Genomic DNA, 16,486 nt, shown 5'->3' with positions numbered 1-16,486 from the left:
GAATAACCTGAATAGTTGCGCCAAGATATTCACCACGTCTTTCACGACGCAGTACATCTTCATATACGCGCCCTTGCGTAAAGTTGTTACGGCTGGTCATTTTGGTGCGAATAAAACGTTCGTAGTGACCTAAATCAAGGTCCGTTTCTGCGCCGTCTTCGGTAACGTATACTTCACCGTGTTGAATTGGGCTCATTGTGCCTGGGTCAACGTTGATGTAAGGATCCAGCTTTAGAATGGTAACATCTAAGCCACGGGCTTCTAAAATAGCGGCCAATGATGCTGCTGCAATACCTTTACCCAACGAAGAAACAACTCCGCCGGTAACGAAGATAAATTTTGTACTCATGCGAACCCTAGAATATCAGGAATTAAAAGGAATATAATACCCAAACAAGTGATTTTGGAATATAAACAAGACGGGGCGAAATTGTACCAAAACATGGCTGAGCAATCCAGCTATAAATGGCAAATCTGTGCACAAAAAACAGACATTTTTTATGTCCCTATTTATTTAATTTTTTTTATCGCATCCCATGCCGCATCCATTTCCTCTAAAGACGCTGACTCAATACATTTACCCTGGGCAATTAAGTAATTTTGCACCTTTTCAAATCGTGCAGAAAACTTATCGTTGGCACTACGAAGCAATTGCTCTGGATCCCGTTTAACATGGCGCGCTACATTCACGGTAGCAAACAACAAATCACCTAGCTCTTCTGCTGTATGCGCTGAGTACGGGTTATGAGCTAAGGCTTCTTTCACCTCCTCAACTTCCTCACTCACTTTATCTATAGCGCCATGATAAGTAGGCCAATCAAAGCCTAAAGCAGCTACACGTTGTTGAATTTTTTTAGCTTTTGTTAAGCTAGGTAAACTGTTTGGTATATCTTGCCAAAGTGTTGAGCTTTTATCTTGGGGTCTAGTAGCACGCTCTTGTGCTTTTATTGCTTGCCATTGCGCAGCTAATTCGGCATCAGTTGTGGGTGTGTCTTGCGATGAAAATACATGCGGATGACGGCGCACTAGCTTCTCATTTAACGTGTTTACCACATCGTTAAAATCAAATAATTGCTGCTCTTGCGCTAGTTGCGCATAAAACACGATTTGAAATAACAGATCACCTAGTTCACCTTTCAGTTCACTTAAATCGTCGCGCTCAATACAATCAGCCACTTCATAGGCTTCTTCAAGAGTGTGAGGTACGATTGACGCAAACGTTTGCTTGAGATCCCAAGGGCATCCGCCCTCAGGGTTTCTCAGTGTTTGCATTATTTCCAGCAGTTGGCTTAAAGCCTCATTGTTAGCCTGATTACTGCCCTCGTTTTGCACTGTGTACCCCTTCGATCTGATGTAGCTTAGACAGCACTTTATTAGTGCCCTGTAAGTCATGCACTTCAATTTGCATCACAAAAATAGCAGTTTGAGTGCTATCAACCGTGTTTACGTTCATATTGAGCACATTAACTTTTTCATTGGCAAGTGCTGAGCTGATGTCACGAATTAAGCCAGAACGATCACTGGCTTCAATACGAATAGTTAAGGCGTAAGAGCTACTAATATCATCTGACCAACTCACTGAAATAACACGCTCGGGGTGCTTGTTTTTTAAATTACTAAACGAATCACAATCCTCTCGGTGCACCGCAATACCGCGTCCTTGAGTAATATAACCAATGATTTCATCACCAGGTACTGGGCGACAACAACGAGCAACATGGCTCATTAAACTGCCGACCCCATCCACTACAATACCGTTTTTATCACCAGTCACTTTACTAGGCGATTTGAAACGAATTACCGGCTCATGCTCTGTTCTGTCAGTAATAAAGTTAAGCATTTGGTTAAGACGAATATCGCCTGCGCCAATAGCGACCATTAAGTCATCAAGTTCTCTAAAATTAAAACGCTTTATAGCGGGGTCTAAATCTTTATAAGTTAGCTCTAATTTTTGTAACTCACTATCAAGAATCTCTTTACCCGCACTTAAATTTTTATCGCGGTCGAGCTGTTTAAACCAATGATGAATTTTGGCTCTAGCGCGAGACGATTTAATGTAACCTAACGATGGATTTAACCAATCACGGCTTGGGTTTGGCTGCTTTTGGGTTAGTATTTCAACTTGGTCACCAGTGCTTAACTGATGAGTAAATGGCACTATTTTGCCAAATATTTTTGCACCAATACATCGATGCCCTACATTGGAGTGAATGTAGTAAGCAAAATCAAGAGGTGTTGCTCCCAGTGGTAAGTCAAAAATATCGCCTCGAGGGGTAAACACATAGACGCGGTCTTCAACCACTTGGTTTTTAAGCTCTTGTGCTAAGTCGCTGCCATCGACCACTTCTTCTTGCCATTGCAGTAACTTACGCAACCAGCTAATTTTTTGCTCATAGCCTGAACCACGCCCTGGTAATGCGCCTTCTTTGTACATCCAATGCGCGGCGACACCCAGCTCTGCATCTTGATGCATGTCGTGCGTTCGTATTTGAATTTCAACGGTTTTACCCTCAGGACCAAACACAACCGTATGAATAGATTGATAGCCATTTTGTTTTGGAGTCGCAACGTAATCGTCAAACTCTTTATTTAAATGACGCCAATTAGTGTGCACTATACCTAGAGCACCGTAGCAGTCTTGTAATCGTTCAACCACAATTCGCATGGCGCGTATATCAAATAGCTGATCAAACTCGTAGTTCTTTTTCGCCATTTTTTTGTAAATGCTGTAGATATGTTTTGGCCTGCCGTACACCTCAGCTTTGATACCCGCTTCATGGAGGCGTTGTTTGACCTGTTCAACCATATCAACCATATACGCTTCACGGGCAAGGCGCTTATCATCGAGTTGCTTAGCAATATTTTTATAAATATCGGGGTGCAAATAACGAAAAGCTAAATCCTCAAGCTCCCATTTTAATTGACCAATACCAAGACGATTCGCAAGTGGTGCAAATATATCAGCGGTCTCTTTGGCGGCAACTACTCGCTCTTCTTCTGCGGCATCTTTGACGTTGCGTAAATGGCAAACCTGTTCGGCTAATTTAATCACCACAGCGCGCACATCTTCCACCATAGCAAGCAGCATCCGGCGAATATTATCGACTTGCACAGTGCCGTTGCCTTGATGAGCTAAGGTACTTATGGTCGCCATTTGTGACACACCTGTAAGCAGTACTGCAACATGGTTGCCTAAATGCTCTTCTACCGCATCAATGCTCACTACATCATTTAAATAATAAGGGGTTAAATAGGCTGTGGCTAAAGAGTCAGCATCTAAATTTAACTCAACTAAAATCTCCACCATTTCTATAGCGGTATTTTGTCGCTCGCTGTTATCGCACGTTTGGCAAAGCTGCTGCGCTTTGTTGAGTAAGCTGATTTTTTCTTGAGACAAATCAAGAGATTCTACGCGTGAAAAAAAGTCACCCGCTTTATCATGTTGATGAGATTGACGTGTCGCTACCATAATGCGCTTTACCTCCGTTGAAATAACGCCATAGTTTCGATATGCCCCGTGTGAGGAAACATATTCATTAGCCCTATCTTGTTCAGCTCAAAGCCGGCTTGCGAAATAATAGCGCTGTCACGGGCTAAAGTAACAGGGTCACAAGAAACGTATAAAATCGCTTTAAACTGCGTTAATGGAAGCTGTTCTAAAACTGCCATCGCACCAGTGCGTGAGGGGTCGAGTACTAAAACATCTAATTCTTTATTAAACCACGGCGCTTTTTTAATGCTCGTGGTTAAATCAAAACAATGAAACTGGGTATTAGTAATAGAGTTAGTGTGCGCATTTTGTGTTGCTAATGCAACCGCCGAAGTTACGCCCTCAATTCCTGTTACTGTTTTAGCTTGTTTGGCTAACACTAAAGAGAAGTTACCAATACCACAAAATAAATCCAGAACATTTTCATCGCCTTGAAGTGCTAACCAGTTTGCAGCTTGGATCAGCATCGCTTGATTTACACTCGCGTTAACCTGAATAAAGTTACTGAGCCCAAACTCAAACGTTATATTTAACTGTTCAAGTTTATAAAATGGCATAGCTAAATGTGAATGTTCAATAGTATCACTGTCACTTTGCCACACTAACTGCCAATTATGAGCTGCCACACTTTGCTCAACAAACGCCTTATCATGAGGTGAAATCGCTTTGGTATGGCGGATAACAATAAAAGATTGTTCATCAGCGGCACATAATTGTAAATGACTAATACTGTGTAGCGTCTTGTTTTGATTAATGACTTTATCAAACACATTAAATACATCGGCAAATACATCACTTAAAACTGGGCACTGATTAATACTAACAATACTTTTAGAAGCATTTGCTCTGTAGCCTACCCGCATTTTTTTTGCAGCCTTATCGAACATAACAGCAATCCGAGCACTGCGTCGATAATGAGTTGCTTGGCTTAGCAGCGGAGCTTGCCAGTTTAAATCGGTTAATTTTGCAAACTTGGCAAATAATTGATTCACCGCTGCTTGCTTTTCAATTACCTGCTGTGTGGCATCTAAATGCTGTAGCTGGCAACCTCCACACTGGCTGTAATGCTCGCAAATAGGAACTGTGCGATATTCACTGGCTTTAATTATTTTAAGCGTATCAGCTTGGCTGTAACGTGCTTTATCATCAACTAACTTAGCTTTTACTCGCTCCCCAGGTAATGCTCCACTAACAAAACACACTTTATTATTGTACTTAGCAATACCACGGCCATGGTGATCCATTGCTGTAATATCGAGTTCAAGCGATTGCTGTTGTAGTGGTTTTTTCTTTGCTTTAAATATTTGTGCCATGAGGCATTACCTTAAAGGTTGATGAATTACGTCTCTACTTTGAGAATAGCTATGAGTATGTATATACTCACATTTAATAAAAATGATAATAATGCTCAGATTATGACCAAACTAGGCTTGCGCGATTCTGTTTTAACACTCACCCTGATCCCCACAGTGATCATTGGGCTATTACTAGGTGGTTATTTTACAATAAATCGTTACATTGAGCTTGATGAAATTTTATATCAACAAGGCACAACAATTTCTGAGCCTTTAGCGATTGCTCTTGAACAACCTTTACTGGAAAAAAATAAAAAACTACTTAACCGTGTTATTCGTTATACACATAACAAACACTCACCAGCGGTCAAATCAATTGCTATTTTTAATGATAACAACCAACTTATTATAACCAGTAATTATCATCGCTCGTTCGATACCTTAATTGAGCAAACGCAAATTGACAGTTTTAAAGCCACACATGTTCAGCAAACTGAAGAGTTAGTGACTTTTTTTACCCCTATCATTAACCATACAACACCCAATAGCGACTGGAATACTTCTGAGTTTCAGACCACATTAGGTACCGTGGTGATCCAACTTAATCGCGACAAAGCTGTTATTGGCCAGCAACGCGCATTATTAGTCAGCGGTATTATTATTATTCTCGCCTTAGTATTAGCTGCTATTTTAGCACTAAAACTTAGCCGTATGTTTATGACACCGCTAAATAAGTTAGTACTTGCTACCGACAGGTTAATTGAGGGTAAAAGACAAACAGGCTTAACTGAGCCCATGAATGGTGAGTTTGAACTATTGCGTGAAGGACTCAATACCATATCCCACTCTATGGTGATGCAAAAAGATGAAATGCAAAAAAATATTGATCAAGCAACTAGTGATTACCGCGAAACGCTTGAGCAATACGAAACACAAAATATACAGCTCACTATGGCTAAAAAAGAAGCCCAAGATGCTAACCGCGTTAAGTCTGACTTTTTAGCAAAAATGAGTCATGAATTACGCACACCACTTAATGGGGTTATTGGCTTTACTCGCCAGCTTTATAAAACACCGCTAAATAAAAACCAAAAAGATTACCTTGATACCATTGAGCTTTCAGCAAACAGCTTACTGACCATTATTAGCGATATATTGGACTTCTCCAAATTAGAAGCGGGTGCTATGGAGCTAGAGTCAATTCAATTTCAATTACGCGATAGCGTAAACGAAGTGATGACATTACTGGCACCTAGCGCTCACGACAAACAACTTGAGCTTTCTATTTATATAAATCCTCAGGTGCCCGATCACTTAACCGGCGACCCCACTCGATTTAAACAAGTGCTTATTAACTTGTTAAGTAACGCAATAAAATTTACTGAAAAAGGCGCTATTAAAGTCGATATTAGCCATCGTTTATTAGATGAGGAGCAAACTTCCATTTTAGTGTCGGTTGCTGACACCGGGGTGGGTATTCCTGCCGATAAACAAGACGCGTTATTTACCGCCTTTGGCCAAGCCGACTCTAGTATTACCCGTAAATTTGGTGGCACTGGCTTAGGGCTTATTATTACTAAACATATTGTTGAAGCAATGAATGGCCGTATTACTTTAAATTCAGCTCCAGGCAGTGGCACATGCTTTACCTTTAATGGCGTATTTAGATTACCAAATCATGTATTTATCAATGATTTGCCTACCCAATCATTAATTGGTAAACGTGTGCTTTACCTAGAGCCACATAAGCATACTCATCATGCCGTTGTTTCATTATTACAAGAGTGGAAAATTAGCGTCACTCGATGTCATAGCGAAAGTGAATTTTTAGAGTGTATCGAGAAATCAGAGATTAATTTTGATATATGCCTTATTGGTCACATGGCATCGGTTGATGATATGCAGCGCTTAAAAAGCTATGTAAAAGCGGTTAGAGAATCAACCGATTATTTATATTTAATGCTTAATACTGTATCGCACAATATGCGTGAAGCTTTTATAGGCAGCGGTGCAGATGCCTGTTTAAGTAAACCGCTCAACCATCGTAAATTATGTGAGTTATTAGCCGCACCCTATCGACTTGATCACCCGGCGCATAACATAGATCAGCATGAACAAACTCTACTGCCATTAAAAGTATTAGTGGTAGATGATAACGACGCTAATTTAAAATTAATATACACCCTACTAAACGAACAGGTGGAATTGATTGATACTGCCCATAATGGTTCACAAGCTTATAGCCTGAGTAAAAGTCATAAATATGATGTGATTTTTATGGATATTCAAATGCCGATAATGGATGGCATTACAGCCTGTAAACTCATTAAAGAGTCATCTTTAAATGAAGATACACCTATTATTGCCGTAACTGCACATGCACTCAATAGTGAAAAAGAACAATTATTAAAAGATGGTTTTGAAGGCTATTTAACCAAGCCAATTGACGAAGATATGCTCAATCAAGTTATTTGCGATCATAGCCCGCAATTACCTGTAAGCCGTGATAAGTCAAAAAACACATTTGAACATAGCACAGCGCCTTTTAATAGCACTCGGCTTGATTGGGCGTTGGCGCTGCAACGTGCTGGCGGTAAACCTGAATTAGCCAATGAAATGCTCAACATGCTGTTATTAAGCGTGCCCGAAACCCTAAACTTATTAAATCAAGCAATAGTCAGCAATGACTGCCCTCAAGTACTCAGCGTGATCCATAAATTTCATGGAGCGTGTTGCTATACTGGTGTACCAAAATTAAAAACATTGGCGGAAACGATCGAAACGTCACTAAAAAATGAGTGCGTACTTGATAATATAGAGCCCGAACTGTTTGAACTTCAAGACGAGCTGGAAAACTTACTTGTTGATGCCAACATTGATAACAACAATAAAAAAGACGAGCTGTAGCTCGTCTTGTCTATTGTAATTACAATTCTAAGCGCGGGCTTCAAGCATTAAGCGTTTCATATCACGCACCGCTTTATCTAAACCATCAATCGCTGCACGGGCAATAATAGCGTGACCAATATTAAGCTCGTAAATCTCTGGCATCGCTGCAATTGGCTTCACGTTGTGGTAGTGCAAACCATGGCCGGCATTAACAATTAAGCCAATACTCGCTGCATACTTAACGCCTTGGCGGATGTGTTCAAGCTCTTTTGCTGTATCTTCATCGTTGGTGGCATCGGCATAGGCTCCGGTATGAATTTCAACATAAGGCGCACTACAGGCTTTTGCCGCGTCTAACTGCGCTTTATCGGCATCTATAAACAATGACACTTTAATACCGGCTTGCGTTAGAGTTTTAGTCGCTGCGGCTATTTTATCAATATTACCCGCTACATCTAAGCCGCCTTCGGTAGTAAGCTCTTCACGTTTTTCAGGTACTAAGCATACATATTCAGGTTTAACCTCAAGTGCAATCGCAATCATTTCATCGGTTACTGCGGTTTCAAGGTTCATGCGTGTTTGAATGGTTTTAGCCATCACATACACATCACGGTCTTGAATGTGTCTGCGGTCTTCGCGTAAATGAATAGTAATACCATCAGCACCGGCATGCTCTGCAACATTGGCTGCATGGGCTGGATCTGGATAAGAAGTACCTCGAGCTTGGCGAAGCGTTGCAATATGATCTACATTCACGCCTAGAAGAATATCTTTCATGTTTGTACCTGTGAAATTTGTTTATTGAGAGCTAATAAATAACTCACGACTTTTTAATGGCTTATTGCCCAATAATGGCTTTAATAAATAACGACTTAATTGCTTTGCCATATATAACACATCCGCTTGACTAAAGTCATGATTTGCTATGGCATTAAGTTGTGAACCGGTAAATCCAGAGCGCGTGTCATGTTGCACCGAAAACCCTACTTCTGCGAAGTAACTATACGTTTGTGCCTCGTCAATTGGCTCACCGTCCGCATCAAAACTAAAATCGACTCCATACCCTAGCAGCTCTAATAATTGAAATTCATAAGAGCGCAGCACTGCTTGCATATCAGTACCACTATTAAGATTTTCTAGGTGTGTATTATAAAGTTGAAAAACTTGATCAATGGGCTCATTAATCGGCACAATGCGATTAGTTAGCTCATTTAAATAAAAGCCACAATAAAGCTTATCACCAGTTAGAAATAACGGGTTGCCGTAGAGCTCAAATTTATTAATATATTTTAAATCGTATTTGCCATTGTAATGGACGAGTAAGGATTGAAATGGTTGCAATTGAGCTTTATGTTTAGTGGCCTGGCGGCCACTAACTCGAGCGAGCATTCTAAGCTGGCCAACGCCTTCTACCAGCATATCTAACATTACTTGCGAGTCACTATAAGGACGTCGATGTAATAAATAGGCTTTGTAAAAGTCGCTGTCCATATTAGGCTATTCGATACTTATTAATCTTCACCGTAGCCTAAGCTTCTTAAGGCACGTTCATCGTCAGCCCAGCCCGATTTTACTTTAACCCATAGTTCTAAAAATACTTTATTTTCAAGCATTTCTTCTAGGTCTTTACGCGCTTCACGGCCGATCACTTTTAGCTTTTCGCCTTTGTTACCGATAACCATGCGCTTTTGCGTTTCACGCTCAACCAAAATAAGGCCATTGATGTGCCAAACGCCGTTTTCTTGCCATTTAAACTGTTCTATTTCCACAGTCACTGAGTAAGGTAGTTCCTCACCCATAAAGCGCATAAGCTTTTCACGGATCACTTCAGCAGCCATAAAGCGCATTGAGCGGTCGGTAACGTAGTCATCCGGAAAATAAAATTCGCACGGCGGTAAACGTTTAGTCACTTCTTCTTTGATCAGGTTAATGTTTTTACCCTGAGTCGCAGAGACAGGCATAATGCCTATAAAGTCAAACTTATCGCCTAAGAATTTCATGTGTGGCAGTACAAGGTCACGATCTTTCACTTGGTCAATTTTGTTAATAACTAACAATACCGGCTTGCCACTTTGGCTCACTTTGTTTAGTACCATCTCGTCATCGGCATTCCAATGGGTGCCTTCAACAACAAAAATAATCAGTTCAACATCGCCAATTGAGCTCGACGCTGCGCGGTTCATTAAACGGTTAATGGCGCGCTTTTCTTCAACATGCAGACCTGGGGTATCTACGTACACCGCTTGGTGTTTACCCTCGGTATGAATACCCATAATACGATGGCGCGTGGTTTGTGGCTTACGTGAGGTAATACTGACTTTTTGCTCAATAATCTCATTAAGCAAGGTTGATTTACCCACATTAGGACGGCCAACAATCGCAACCATGCCACAAAATGTGTCTATTTCGCCTTCATGAGGCTGTATTAAGGTATCAAGATTCATTTTTAAGTATCTTCAATGCTTTTTCGGCCGCTTTTTGTTCGGCTTTACGCCTTGAGCTGCCAACAGAAATAATGCTATCCATTCCATCAACGATACATTCAACCGTGAATGTTTGATTGTGTGCCTGACCTTTAGTGTCTACTACAGTATAGCCAGGTAATGATAGCTTACGAGCTTGCAAATACTCTTGCAGCAGGGTCTTAGGATCTTTTTGGTTAAGCCCTGGTGAAATAGCATCTAAACGTGATTCATACCACGCTAAAATAAGCTCGCCGCAACGATCAATGTCTGAATCTAAAAATACAGCGCCAATTATAGCTTCCACTGCATCTGCTAGGGTCGACTCGCGTCTAAAGCCGCCACTTTTTAGCTCGCCAGGGCCTAAACGCAGGTAATCACCTAGCTCAAACTCAAGGCCAAATTCAGCTAACGTCTGGCCGCGAACTAAAGTCGAACGCATGCGGCTTAAATCGCCTTCACGTGCTTTAGGAAATTTAGCGTACAAGGCATTGGCAATTACAAAGCTCAAAATCGAGTCGCCCAAAAATTCGAGTCGCTCGTTGTGTTGACCTTTGTGGCTGCGGTGCGTCATTGCTTGCTCAAGTAGGCCTTGATCAGCAAATGTGTAGCCAATTCTTTTGTATAACTCTGTTACATTTTTTTTCATTGTTACTGAATATTACCTAGGCGTTCAAAACGAACACCAGTTGGAACCCATCCTGGTAAAATGTCATCTGGGCCATTATCAAATTCAAAACTCATCCATATAAAGACAGCTTTACCCACCAAGTTTTCTTTTGGTACAAAGCCCCAAAAGCGACTATCTTGGCTGTTATCGCGATTGTCACCCATCATAAAGTAATGATCAGCAGGCACCACCCATTCATCTGCAGGAGTGCCCAATTGCTGGTAGTAACGCCCTTTACGTTCAGGCGATTTTGGGTTGATTAAAATATCATGGCTAGAGGTCGTTAAATCTTCATTTAAACGCGCTAAAGCCATTGGGCCTTGCATAAATTCATCATCATTAATTAATTTAAAATCAATTTTATTGAATTCGTTGCAAAGAAGCGCGCCTTTTTGAACTTCGCCTTCTCCACATTTTGGTTGAATATACAAACGCTTATCGCGGTAAACAATTTTATCGCCTGGTAAGCCTATAGCGCGTTTAATATAATCAACTCTTTCATCTAATGGGTATTTAAAAACAACAATATCGCCACGCTCTGGTTCGCTCACATCCACTAACTGGCTGCGCCATACTGGGTCTTTAATTCCATAAGAATACTTTTGCACTAAAATAAAATCGCCTACTAATAAGGTTGGCATCATCGAACCCGATGGGATCTGAAACGGCTCAAAAATAAACGATCTAAAAATAGTGATAGCAGCAATCATCGGAAAAATCGACTTTGCTGTTTCAGTAATGACTGGCTCAGGCGCAATCAATGCTGCGGTTTCTTCATCAAGTTGGCCACCGGCAGAAGTCTGTGCAAGTGCCAAACGTTCTTGCCTTTTAGGGGCAAACATTAAGTGATCTATTAACCATATTAGGCCTGAGCCTAAGGTTAATAACACCAATAAAACTGAAAAGTAGCCAGCCATTTATTATCCCTTTATTTTTTATTTACCAACTTTTAAAATGGCTAAGAACGCTTCTTGAGGCACTTCAACGTTACCAAGTTGCTTCATTCGCTTTTTACCATCTTTTTGTTTTTGAAGTAATTTTTTCTTACGACTCACGTCACCACCGTAACACTTCGCGATTACGTTTTTACGAAGCTGCTTCACGGTTGTGCGCGCGATTACATGCTGACCAATTGCTGCTTGAATCGCAATATCAAACATTTGACGTGGTATAAGCTCTTTTAGCGCATCAGCAAGCTGACGGCCACGAGACTGCGCGCTATCGCGGTGTACAATAATAGCAAGAGCATCAACACGCTCGCTATTGATGAGTATATCTACACGAACCATGTCTGAGGTTTGGAAGTGCTTAAAGTTATAATCAAGCGACGCAAAACCACGACTGGTTGATTTTAGCTTATCAAAGAAATCCATTACCACTTCAGCCATTGGCAGTTCGTACGTTACTGCAACTTGCTTACCATGGTAGCTCATTTTAGTTTGCATACCGCGCTTATCAACACATAAAGTGATTACGCTACCTAAGTACTCTTGCGGTACTAAAATATTAGCTTCTACTACTGGCTCACGTATTTCTAAAATATCGTTTACAGCTGGTAGGTCAGACGGGTTATCTATTTGTGTAGTGCCCTCTTTAGTCACTACCTCATAAATAACCGTTGGTGCTGTGGTGATTAAATCAATGTCGTATTCACGCTCTAAACGCTCTTGAATAATTTCCATGTGCAGCATACCTAAGAAGCCACAACGGAAACCAAACCCTAACGCGGTTGAGTTTTCTGGTTCAAAGAATAACGACGCATCGTTTAAGCTTAGTTTGTTAAGTGCATCGCGGAATGACTCGTAATCATCCGACGCAATTGGGAACATACCCGCATAAACTTGTGGTTTAATTTTTTGAAAACCTGGTAAGCGCTCTGGTGCCGCATTTTTTTGATGAGTAATGGTATCGCCCACCGGTGCACCGTGTATTTCTTTAATACCTGCAATAACAAACCCTACTTCACCGGTACGTAAAATACCGGTGTTAGTTTGTTTAGGCGTAAAAATCCCCACATGATCTGCGGTATGTACGTTCTCGTTTGACATGATTTTAATTTTGTCGCCCGCGCGAAGTTCGCCATGTTTGATACGCACTAGCGATACAACGCCTTGGTACGGGTCAAACCAAGAATCGATAATTAGCGCTTGTAATGGCTCGTCTTTTTCACCAACGGGTGGCGGTACATCTTTAACGATCATTTCAAGTACTTCGGCAATACCCACACCTGTTTTAGCACTACATTGCACGGCATCAAGGGCATCAATACCAATGATGTCTTCAATTTCTTCGGCTACACGTAATGGGTCAGCTTGCGGTAAATCAATTTTATTTAGAACCGGTATAACTTCTAAGTCCATTTCGATGGCGGTATAACAGTTAGCTAATGTTTGTGCTTCAACACCTTGGCCAGCATCAACAACCAATAATGCGCCTTCACACGCAGCTAGTGAGCGTGATACTTCATAAGTAAAGTCAACATGACCAGGAGTGTCGATAAAGTTGAGCTGGTAGGTTTCACCATCGTTTGCTTTGTAGTTTAACGTTACACTTTGCGCCTTGATGGTAATGCCACGTTCACGTTCAATATCCATTGAATCCAGAACCTGCTTCTGCATTTCACGGTCGGTTAAACCACCACAAACTTGGATCAAACGGTCAGAAAGGGTCGATTTACCATGGTCAATGTGGGCGATGATCGAAAAATTACGGATATGCTTCATAAACTGGATTCTAAACTTCTATTTTAAAGGACTAAGGTCGCATGCCTAAATAACTTGAAAATACTTGCTGTGCATTTTCAAGTTACTGTGGCATAAAAACGCAATTTTACATTTAATTGGCGTCAATCACCATCTATTTGAGTTAAAGGAAGGCTAATTGGATGAATTTTTATCACTTTAATCTCATGTCTAAGTGATTTCACCCATGTTTTAGCAATTAAAAAGCCGGTGATGCCACCTAATATCGCAGCTAAAATTTGCCAGCCTTCGGCTAATTGTATTAATTCACTAGCCAATAAGGCGAATATTAAACTTAAAAATAAGGGCAGCATGTAAACGGCAAAGGCATGTTTTACAACATGGCTATCATCCAGTGACAAGGTCACTTTTTGCCCCACCTCTAATTGCGTTTCAAATTTGTAGGGCAAGGTTTTTTTGGCAGTACCAAATAACTTACTAAACACTTGAGAGCCACAACGTCCATTACAGCCTTCACATGCCTGTTTTTGTTGGGCTTCTAAATGCGCAACGTGGCCACTAAGGGCCACGACGGTTAACGTTTGTTCTATCATTTATAACGCCCGTGAAACAGACTCAGCAATCGCTTTGGCGCTCATGGTTGGTATATTCCCCACCACAGACACATCAAAATTTCCGCCGTTGTGCACATAAATAGTGGTGGCTCCTGAGGTCAGAGCTCCGCTTAAGCGCTTACCTGGTAGTGGCCGTTGTATAAATACTGAGACCTCAACAAATCCATCAGAGAATAAATAGTAATCTGTTAATTCATTGTTTAAGTCGAGCTTATGTCTATCGGACTTGAGTAATTCAAACCCTTCAGGTAGCCATCCAATAGTCCAATTCATAGCATTTGCTTTGCTTTGTTCATCAATTGAATTAGCGGGTAATGGTGTTGGAAAATTACGATTAAGTACTTCTAATAATAAGCTTGCCGGTTGCTCAGTTACGCTAATGTGGGTAAGTTGTAATTGCTCTAGCGCTTCGCCTTGGTGATTCACATAGGCGGCTTTCAACAATAAAGACGACTCAGTATCAATCCAAATCCAATAGTTATATTTGTCATCGTTTTTAGATTCAATTCGAACCAGCTGAGCAGGACGCCCTGCAATACGGCCTTTACCACCAAGCACAAAATCATAATGCGCACTTAAGCGGTTAATATCTTTAAATAAGACTTCTGGGATGGGGCCTGCAATCGAGTCAGTTGTTAACGAGTAAGGTTCTGATTGTGGCTCAAAGTAGGTAACTTGATCGTCAATGCGGATCATTTCAAGGCCTGCACCATTAAGCAAACTTAAATGCTCTAGCTCTATATCACCTTGTTTAGCATGCACCCAGCGGTAGGGCTCCATACTTTTACCCTTAACAACAACAAAAGAGGCGTCGAAATTACGAGTGTGAACTGCACTGGCCATTTCAAGCAGTAAATCTTTAGCAGGGTTTGTGTCATTGGCAAAAGTATTAAAACTCAGCACCAATGACATAATAAAAGTAATTACTTTCATCTAATTAGTTTTTTTCCTCTGGGGATGTTTCATCTGTTTTAGCTGTTTTTAACGAATGAGCCACTCGCGCTTGACGTTGATGTTCAAGTACTAATGCGCCAATGCGTTGCTGCTGAAGCTCTCGTAAACCTTGCTCTGCGTTATCAAGTGCAGGTGCTGATGAGTAGCTTACAGGCGACGCCATGCCGGTTAACGGCGTGGTTTGCAATAAAGGAATTTCGTTTTGCACAGCATCTTCACCTTGCGGTAAGGTGTTCACGCCAACGATAGTAAACATTGCTACGCTCGCAGCAATTGCTAATTGAGCAACCGGTTTACGCCAATTAAACGCCACTACTTTATTATCTGTTTCGGTATTAGAAGCGGTAGCCACATTGTCAGACTGACTAAAGTCTGCATAAACGGGCTCGCTCTCAAGTGCTAACGAAATGCGTTCGCTAATATCAAAGTCCATATTATTGTTATTTTCTTTAGCTCGCATTGCATCACCAATTAACGCGTAACGGCCAAACGTAGCTACATCATCCGATGCAATAGTTGCATCCTTTAATGTTTGTTCACCGTCAAGTAATGCTGATAACGATTCGTTATCTAAGCGGTTAACGTGTGCTTTTGTCATACTAAGACTCGCCTATCAATGGGTTTAATTTATTATCAATTGCTTCACGGGCACGAAAAATACGCGAACGTACCGTCCCGACTGGGCAATCCATAACCACGGCTATTTCTTCATAGCTCATACCCTCAATTTCTCTAAGAGTAATCGCGGTTTTAAGATCTTCAGGCAAACTATCAATCGTATTAAAAATAACAGCGCGGACTTCTTCGCTTAATAGTAAATTTTCAGGTGACGCGTTAGAACGCATTGAATCTGCACCTTCATAAAACTCGGCATCGTCAGCATCTATATCATTTGCTGGCGGTTTACGCCCTTGAGCCACTAAATAATTTTTAGCACAATTAACGGCGATACGGTAAAGCCAAGTATAAAAAGCACTATCACCACGAAAGTTTGGAAGGGCACGATACGCTTTAATAAACGCTTCTTGTGCTACATCAGCAATGTCACCTTGATTTGATACATAACGAGAGATCAAACCGGCTATTTTGTTCTGATACTTCTTAACTAATAGGTTAAAGGCGTTTTTATCTCCCTGCTGGACCCTTTTCACTAACGCTAAATCTAATTCCTGCTCGCTCATTCGAGCCGGTACTCCTCTGATTGATTCTTGCTTATTATTCATAGTGTCGCCATTGTTCACACCTACTCTGACCCCTAGATGAATAAAAAGTTCTGACTCATATTGTTTTTTTATAAAATAGCTACAAATTACACGTTTATACGCTAAAACCACTTAGTAGTAGTTCAACAAATATGGTACAACTATAAGTATTAAAAATAAATATTGCTCTATCTGAGCATTGTAACCG

Annotated in this window: 14 protein-coding genes and 1 pseudogene; 1 reads left to right on the top strand and 14 read right to left on the bottom strand. The window is 41.0% G+C overall.

Going from position 1 to position 16,486, the window contains the following annotated elements; genetic code table 11:
• From pyrG to rlmD, 4 genes and pseudogenes are all read right to left on the bottom strand, one after another.
• A pseudogene (gene pyrG, locus FHG08_RS18650) lies at positions 1-349 on the bottom strand (CTP synthetase); the annotation flags it as partial.
• 161 nt (positions 350-510) lie between these two features.
• A complete protein-coding gene (gene mazG / locus FHG08_RS18645; RefSeq protein WP_178956445.1) occupies positions 511-1,332 on the bottom strand; it encodes a nucleoside triphosphate pyrophosphohydrolase in 822 nt (273 codons plus the stop codon).
• Positions 1,313-3,469, bottom strand: coding sequence for a GTP diphosphokinase (gene relA / locus FHG08_RS18640; protein WP_138608148.1), 2,157 nt, complete (start codon positions 3,467-3,469; stop codon positions 1,313-1,315). The genes mazG and relA overlap by 20 nt, the downstream gene beginning before the upstream one ends.
• Before the next feature lie 8 nt (positions 3,470-3,477).
• Complete coding sequence (gene rlmD / locus FHG08_RS18635) at positions 3,478-4,803, bottom strand: 23S rRNA (uracil(1939)-C(5))-methyltransferase RlmD (protein WP_178956446.1); 1,326 nt, start codon at positions 4,801-4,803, stop codon at positions 3,478-3,480.
• A 102-nt stretch (positions 4,804-4,905) separates the two neighbouring features.
• Here rlmD and barA point away from each other — a divergent pair, with 102 nt between their 5' ends.
• Positions 4,906-7,692 (top strand): two-component sensor histidine kinase BarA, encoded by a 2,787-nt coding sequence (gene barA, locus FHG08_RS18630; RefSeq protein ID WP_171039633.1) that lies wholly within the window; start codon positions 4,906-4,908, stop codon positions 7,690-7,692.
• A gap of 27 nt (positions 7,693-7,719) precedes the next feature.
• On the opposite strand, the gene pdxJ is transcribed toward barA, so the two are convergent.
• The 10 genes from pdxJ to rpoE all read right to left on the bottom strand — a co-directional run bounded on the left by pdxJ (position 7,720) and on the right by rpoE (position 16,257).
• Positions 7,720-8,451: a pyridoxine 5'-phosphate synthase gene (gene pdxJ, locus FHG08_RS18625; RefSeq protein ID WP_178956447.1), complete on the bottom strand. Its 732-nt coding sequence runs from the start codon at positions 8,449-8,451 to the stop codon at positions 7,720-7,722.
• Positions 8,452-8,472: 21 nt separating this feature from the next.
• A complete protein-coding gene (gene recO, locus FHG08_RS18620) occupies positions 8,473-9,165 on the bottom strand; it encodes a DNA repair protein RecO (protein WP_138608154.1) in 693 nt (230 codons plus the stop codon).
• A 20-nt stretch (positions 9,166-9,185) separates the two neighbouring features.
• On the bottom strand, positions 9,186-10,118 hold the full coding sequence (gene era / locus FHG08_RS18615) for a GTPase Era (protein WP_138596050.1): 933 nt from the start codon (positions 10,116-10,118) through the stop codon (positions 9,186-9,188).
• Positions 10,108-10,785, bottom strand: a complete 678-nt coding sequence (rnc, locus tag FHG08_RS18610; protein WP_008466504.1) for a ribonuclease III — start codon at positions 10,783-10,785, stop codon at positions 10,108-10,110. Before rnc ends, era begins: the two co-directional genes overlap by 11 nt.
• A gap of 2 nt (positions 10,786-10,787) precedes the next feature.
• Positions 10,788-11,723 (bottom strand): signal peptidase I, encoded by a 936-nt coding sequence (gene lepB, locus FHG08_RS18605; protein ID WP_178956448.1) that lies wholly within the window; start codon positions 11,721-11,723, stop codon positions 10,788-10,790.
• A gap of 18 nt (positions 11,724-11,741) precedes the next feature.
• Positions 11,742-13,529, bottom strand: coding sequence for a translation elongation factor 4 (lepA, locus tag FHG08_RS18600; RefSeq protein WP_138608157.1), 1,788 nt, complete (start codon positions 13,527-13,529; stop codon positions 11,742-11,744).
• 122 nt (positions 13,530-13,651) lie between these two features.
• Positions 13,652-14,101 (bottom strand): SoxR reducing system RseC family protein, encoded by a 450-nt coding sequence (locus tag FHG08_RS18595; protein WP_138608159.1) that lies wholly within the window; start codon positions 14,099-14,101, stop codon positions 13,652-13,654.
• Positions 14,102-15,055 carry a MucB/RseB C-terminal domain-containing protein gene (locus FHG08_RS18590; RefSeq protein ID WP_138608161.1) on the bottom strand — a complete coding sequence of 318 codons (954 nt, stop codon included), beginning with the start codon at positions 15,053-15,055 and terminating at the stop codon, positions 14,102-14,104.
• A gap of 4 nt (positions 15,056-15,059) precedes the next feature.
• Positions 15,060-15,674 carry a sigma-E factor negative regulatory protein gene (locus FHG08_RS18585; RefSeq protein ID WP_178956449.1) on the bottom strand — a complete coding sequence of 205 codons (615 nt, stop codon included), beginning with the start codon at positions 15,672-15,674 and terminating at the stop codon, positions 15,060-15,062.
• A gap of 1 nt (position 15,675) precedes the next feature.
• The gene (gene rpoE / locus FHG08_RS18580) at positions 15,676-16,257 is read right to left on the bottom strand and encodes an RNA polymerase sigma factor RpoE (RefSeq protein ID WP_010387792.1); all 582 of its coding nucleotides are present in this window, start codon (positions 16,255-16,257) and stop codon (positions 15,676-15,678) included.
• Between the last annotated feature and the right edge of the window lie 229 nt (positions 16,258-16,486).

Origin of the sequence: Pseudoalteromonas sp. Scap03, from assembly GCF_013393115.1 — a bacterium.
Taxonomy (GTDB): Bacteria; Pseudomonadota; Gammaproteobacteria; order Enterobacterales; family Alteromonadaceae; genus Pseudoalteromonas.
Note: the sequence above shows the minus strand (reverse complement) of the source record. Positions and strands in the feature narration are given on the sequence as shown.

Excerpts from the sequence above, each read along its gene's own strand:
- relA (WP_138608148.1), bottom strand. The coding sequence starts at position 3,469 with ATGGTAGCGACACGTCAATCTCATCAACATGATAAAGCGGGTGACTTT.
- rlmD (WP_178956446.1), bottom strand. The coding sequence starts at position 4,803 with ATGGCACAAATATTTAAAGCAAAGAAAAAACCACTACAACAGCAATCG.
- barA (WP_171039633.1), top strand. The coding sequence starts at position 4,906 with ATGACCAAACTAGGCTTGCGCGATTCTGTTTTAACACTCACCCTGATC.
- pdxJ (WP_178956447.1), bottom strand. The coding sequence starts at position 8,451 with ATGAAAGATATTCTTCTAGGCGTGAATGTAGATCATATTGCAACGCTT.
- recO (WP_138608154.1), bottom strand. The coding sequence starts at position 9,165 with ATGGACAGCGACTTTTACAAAGCCTATTTATTACATCGACGTCCTTAT.
- era (WP_138596050.1), bottom strand. The coding sequence starts at position 10,118 with ATGAATCTTGATACCTTAATACAGCCTCATGAAGGCGAAATAGACACA.
- rnc (WP_008466504.1), bottom strand. The coding sequence starts at position 10,785 with ATGAAAAAAAATGTAACAGAGTTATACAAAAGAATTGGCTACACATTT.
- lepB (WP_178956448.1), bottom strand. The coding sequence starts at position 11,723 with ATGGCTGGCTACTTTTCAGTTTTATTGGTGTTATTAACCTTAGGCTCA.
- lepA (WP_138608157.1), bottom strand. The coding sequence starts at position 13,529 with ATGAAGCATATCCGTAATTTTTCGATCATCGCCCACATTGACCATGGT.
- FHG08_RS18595 (WP_138608159.1), bottom strand. The coding sequence starts at position 14,101 with ATGATAGAACAAACGTTAACCGTCGTGGCCCTTAGTGGCCACGTTGCG.
- FHG08_RS18590 (WP_138608161.1), bottom strand. The coding sequence starts at position 15,055 with ATGAAAGTAATTACTTTTATTATGTCATTGGTGCTGAGTTTTAATACT.
- FHG08_RS18585 (WP_178956449.1), bottom strand. The coding sequence starts at position 15,674 with ATGACAAAAGCACACGTTAACCGCTTAGATAACGAATCGTTATCAGCA.
- rpoE (WP_010387792.1), bottom strand. The coding sequence starts at position 16,257 with ATGAGCGAGCAGGAATTAGATTTAGCGTTAGTGAAAAGGGTCCAGCAG.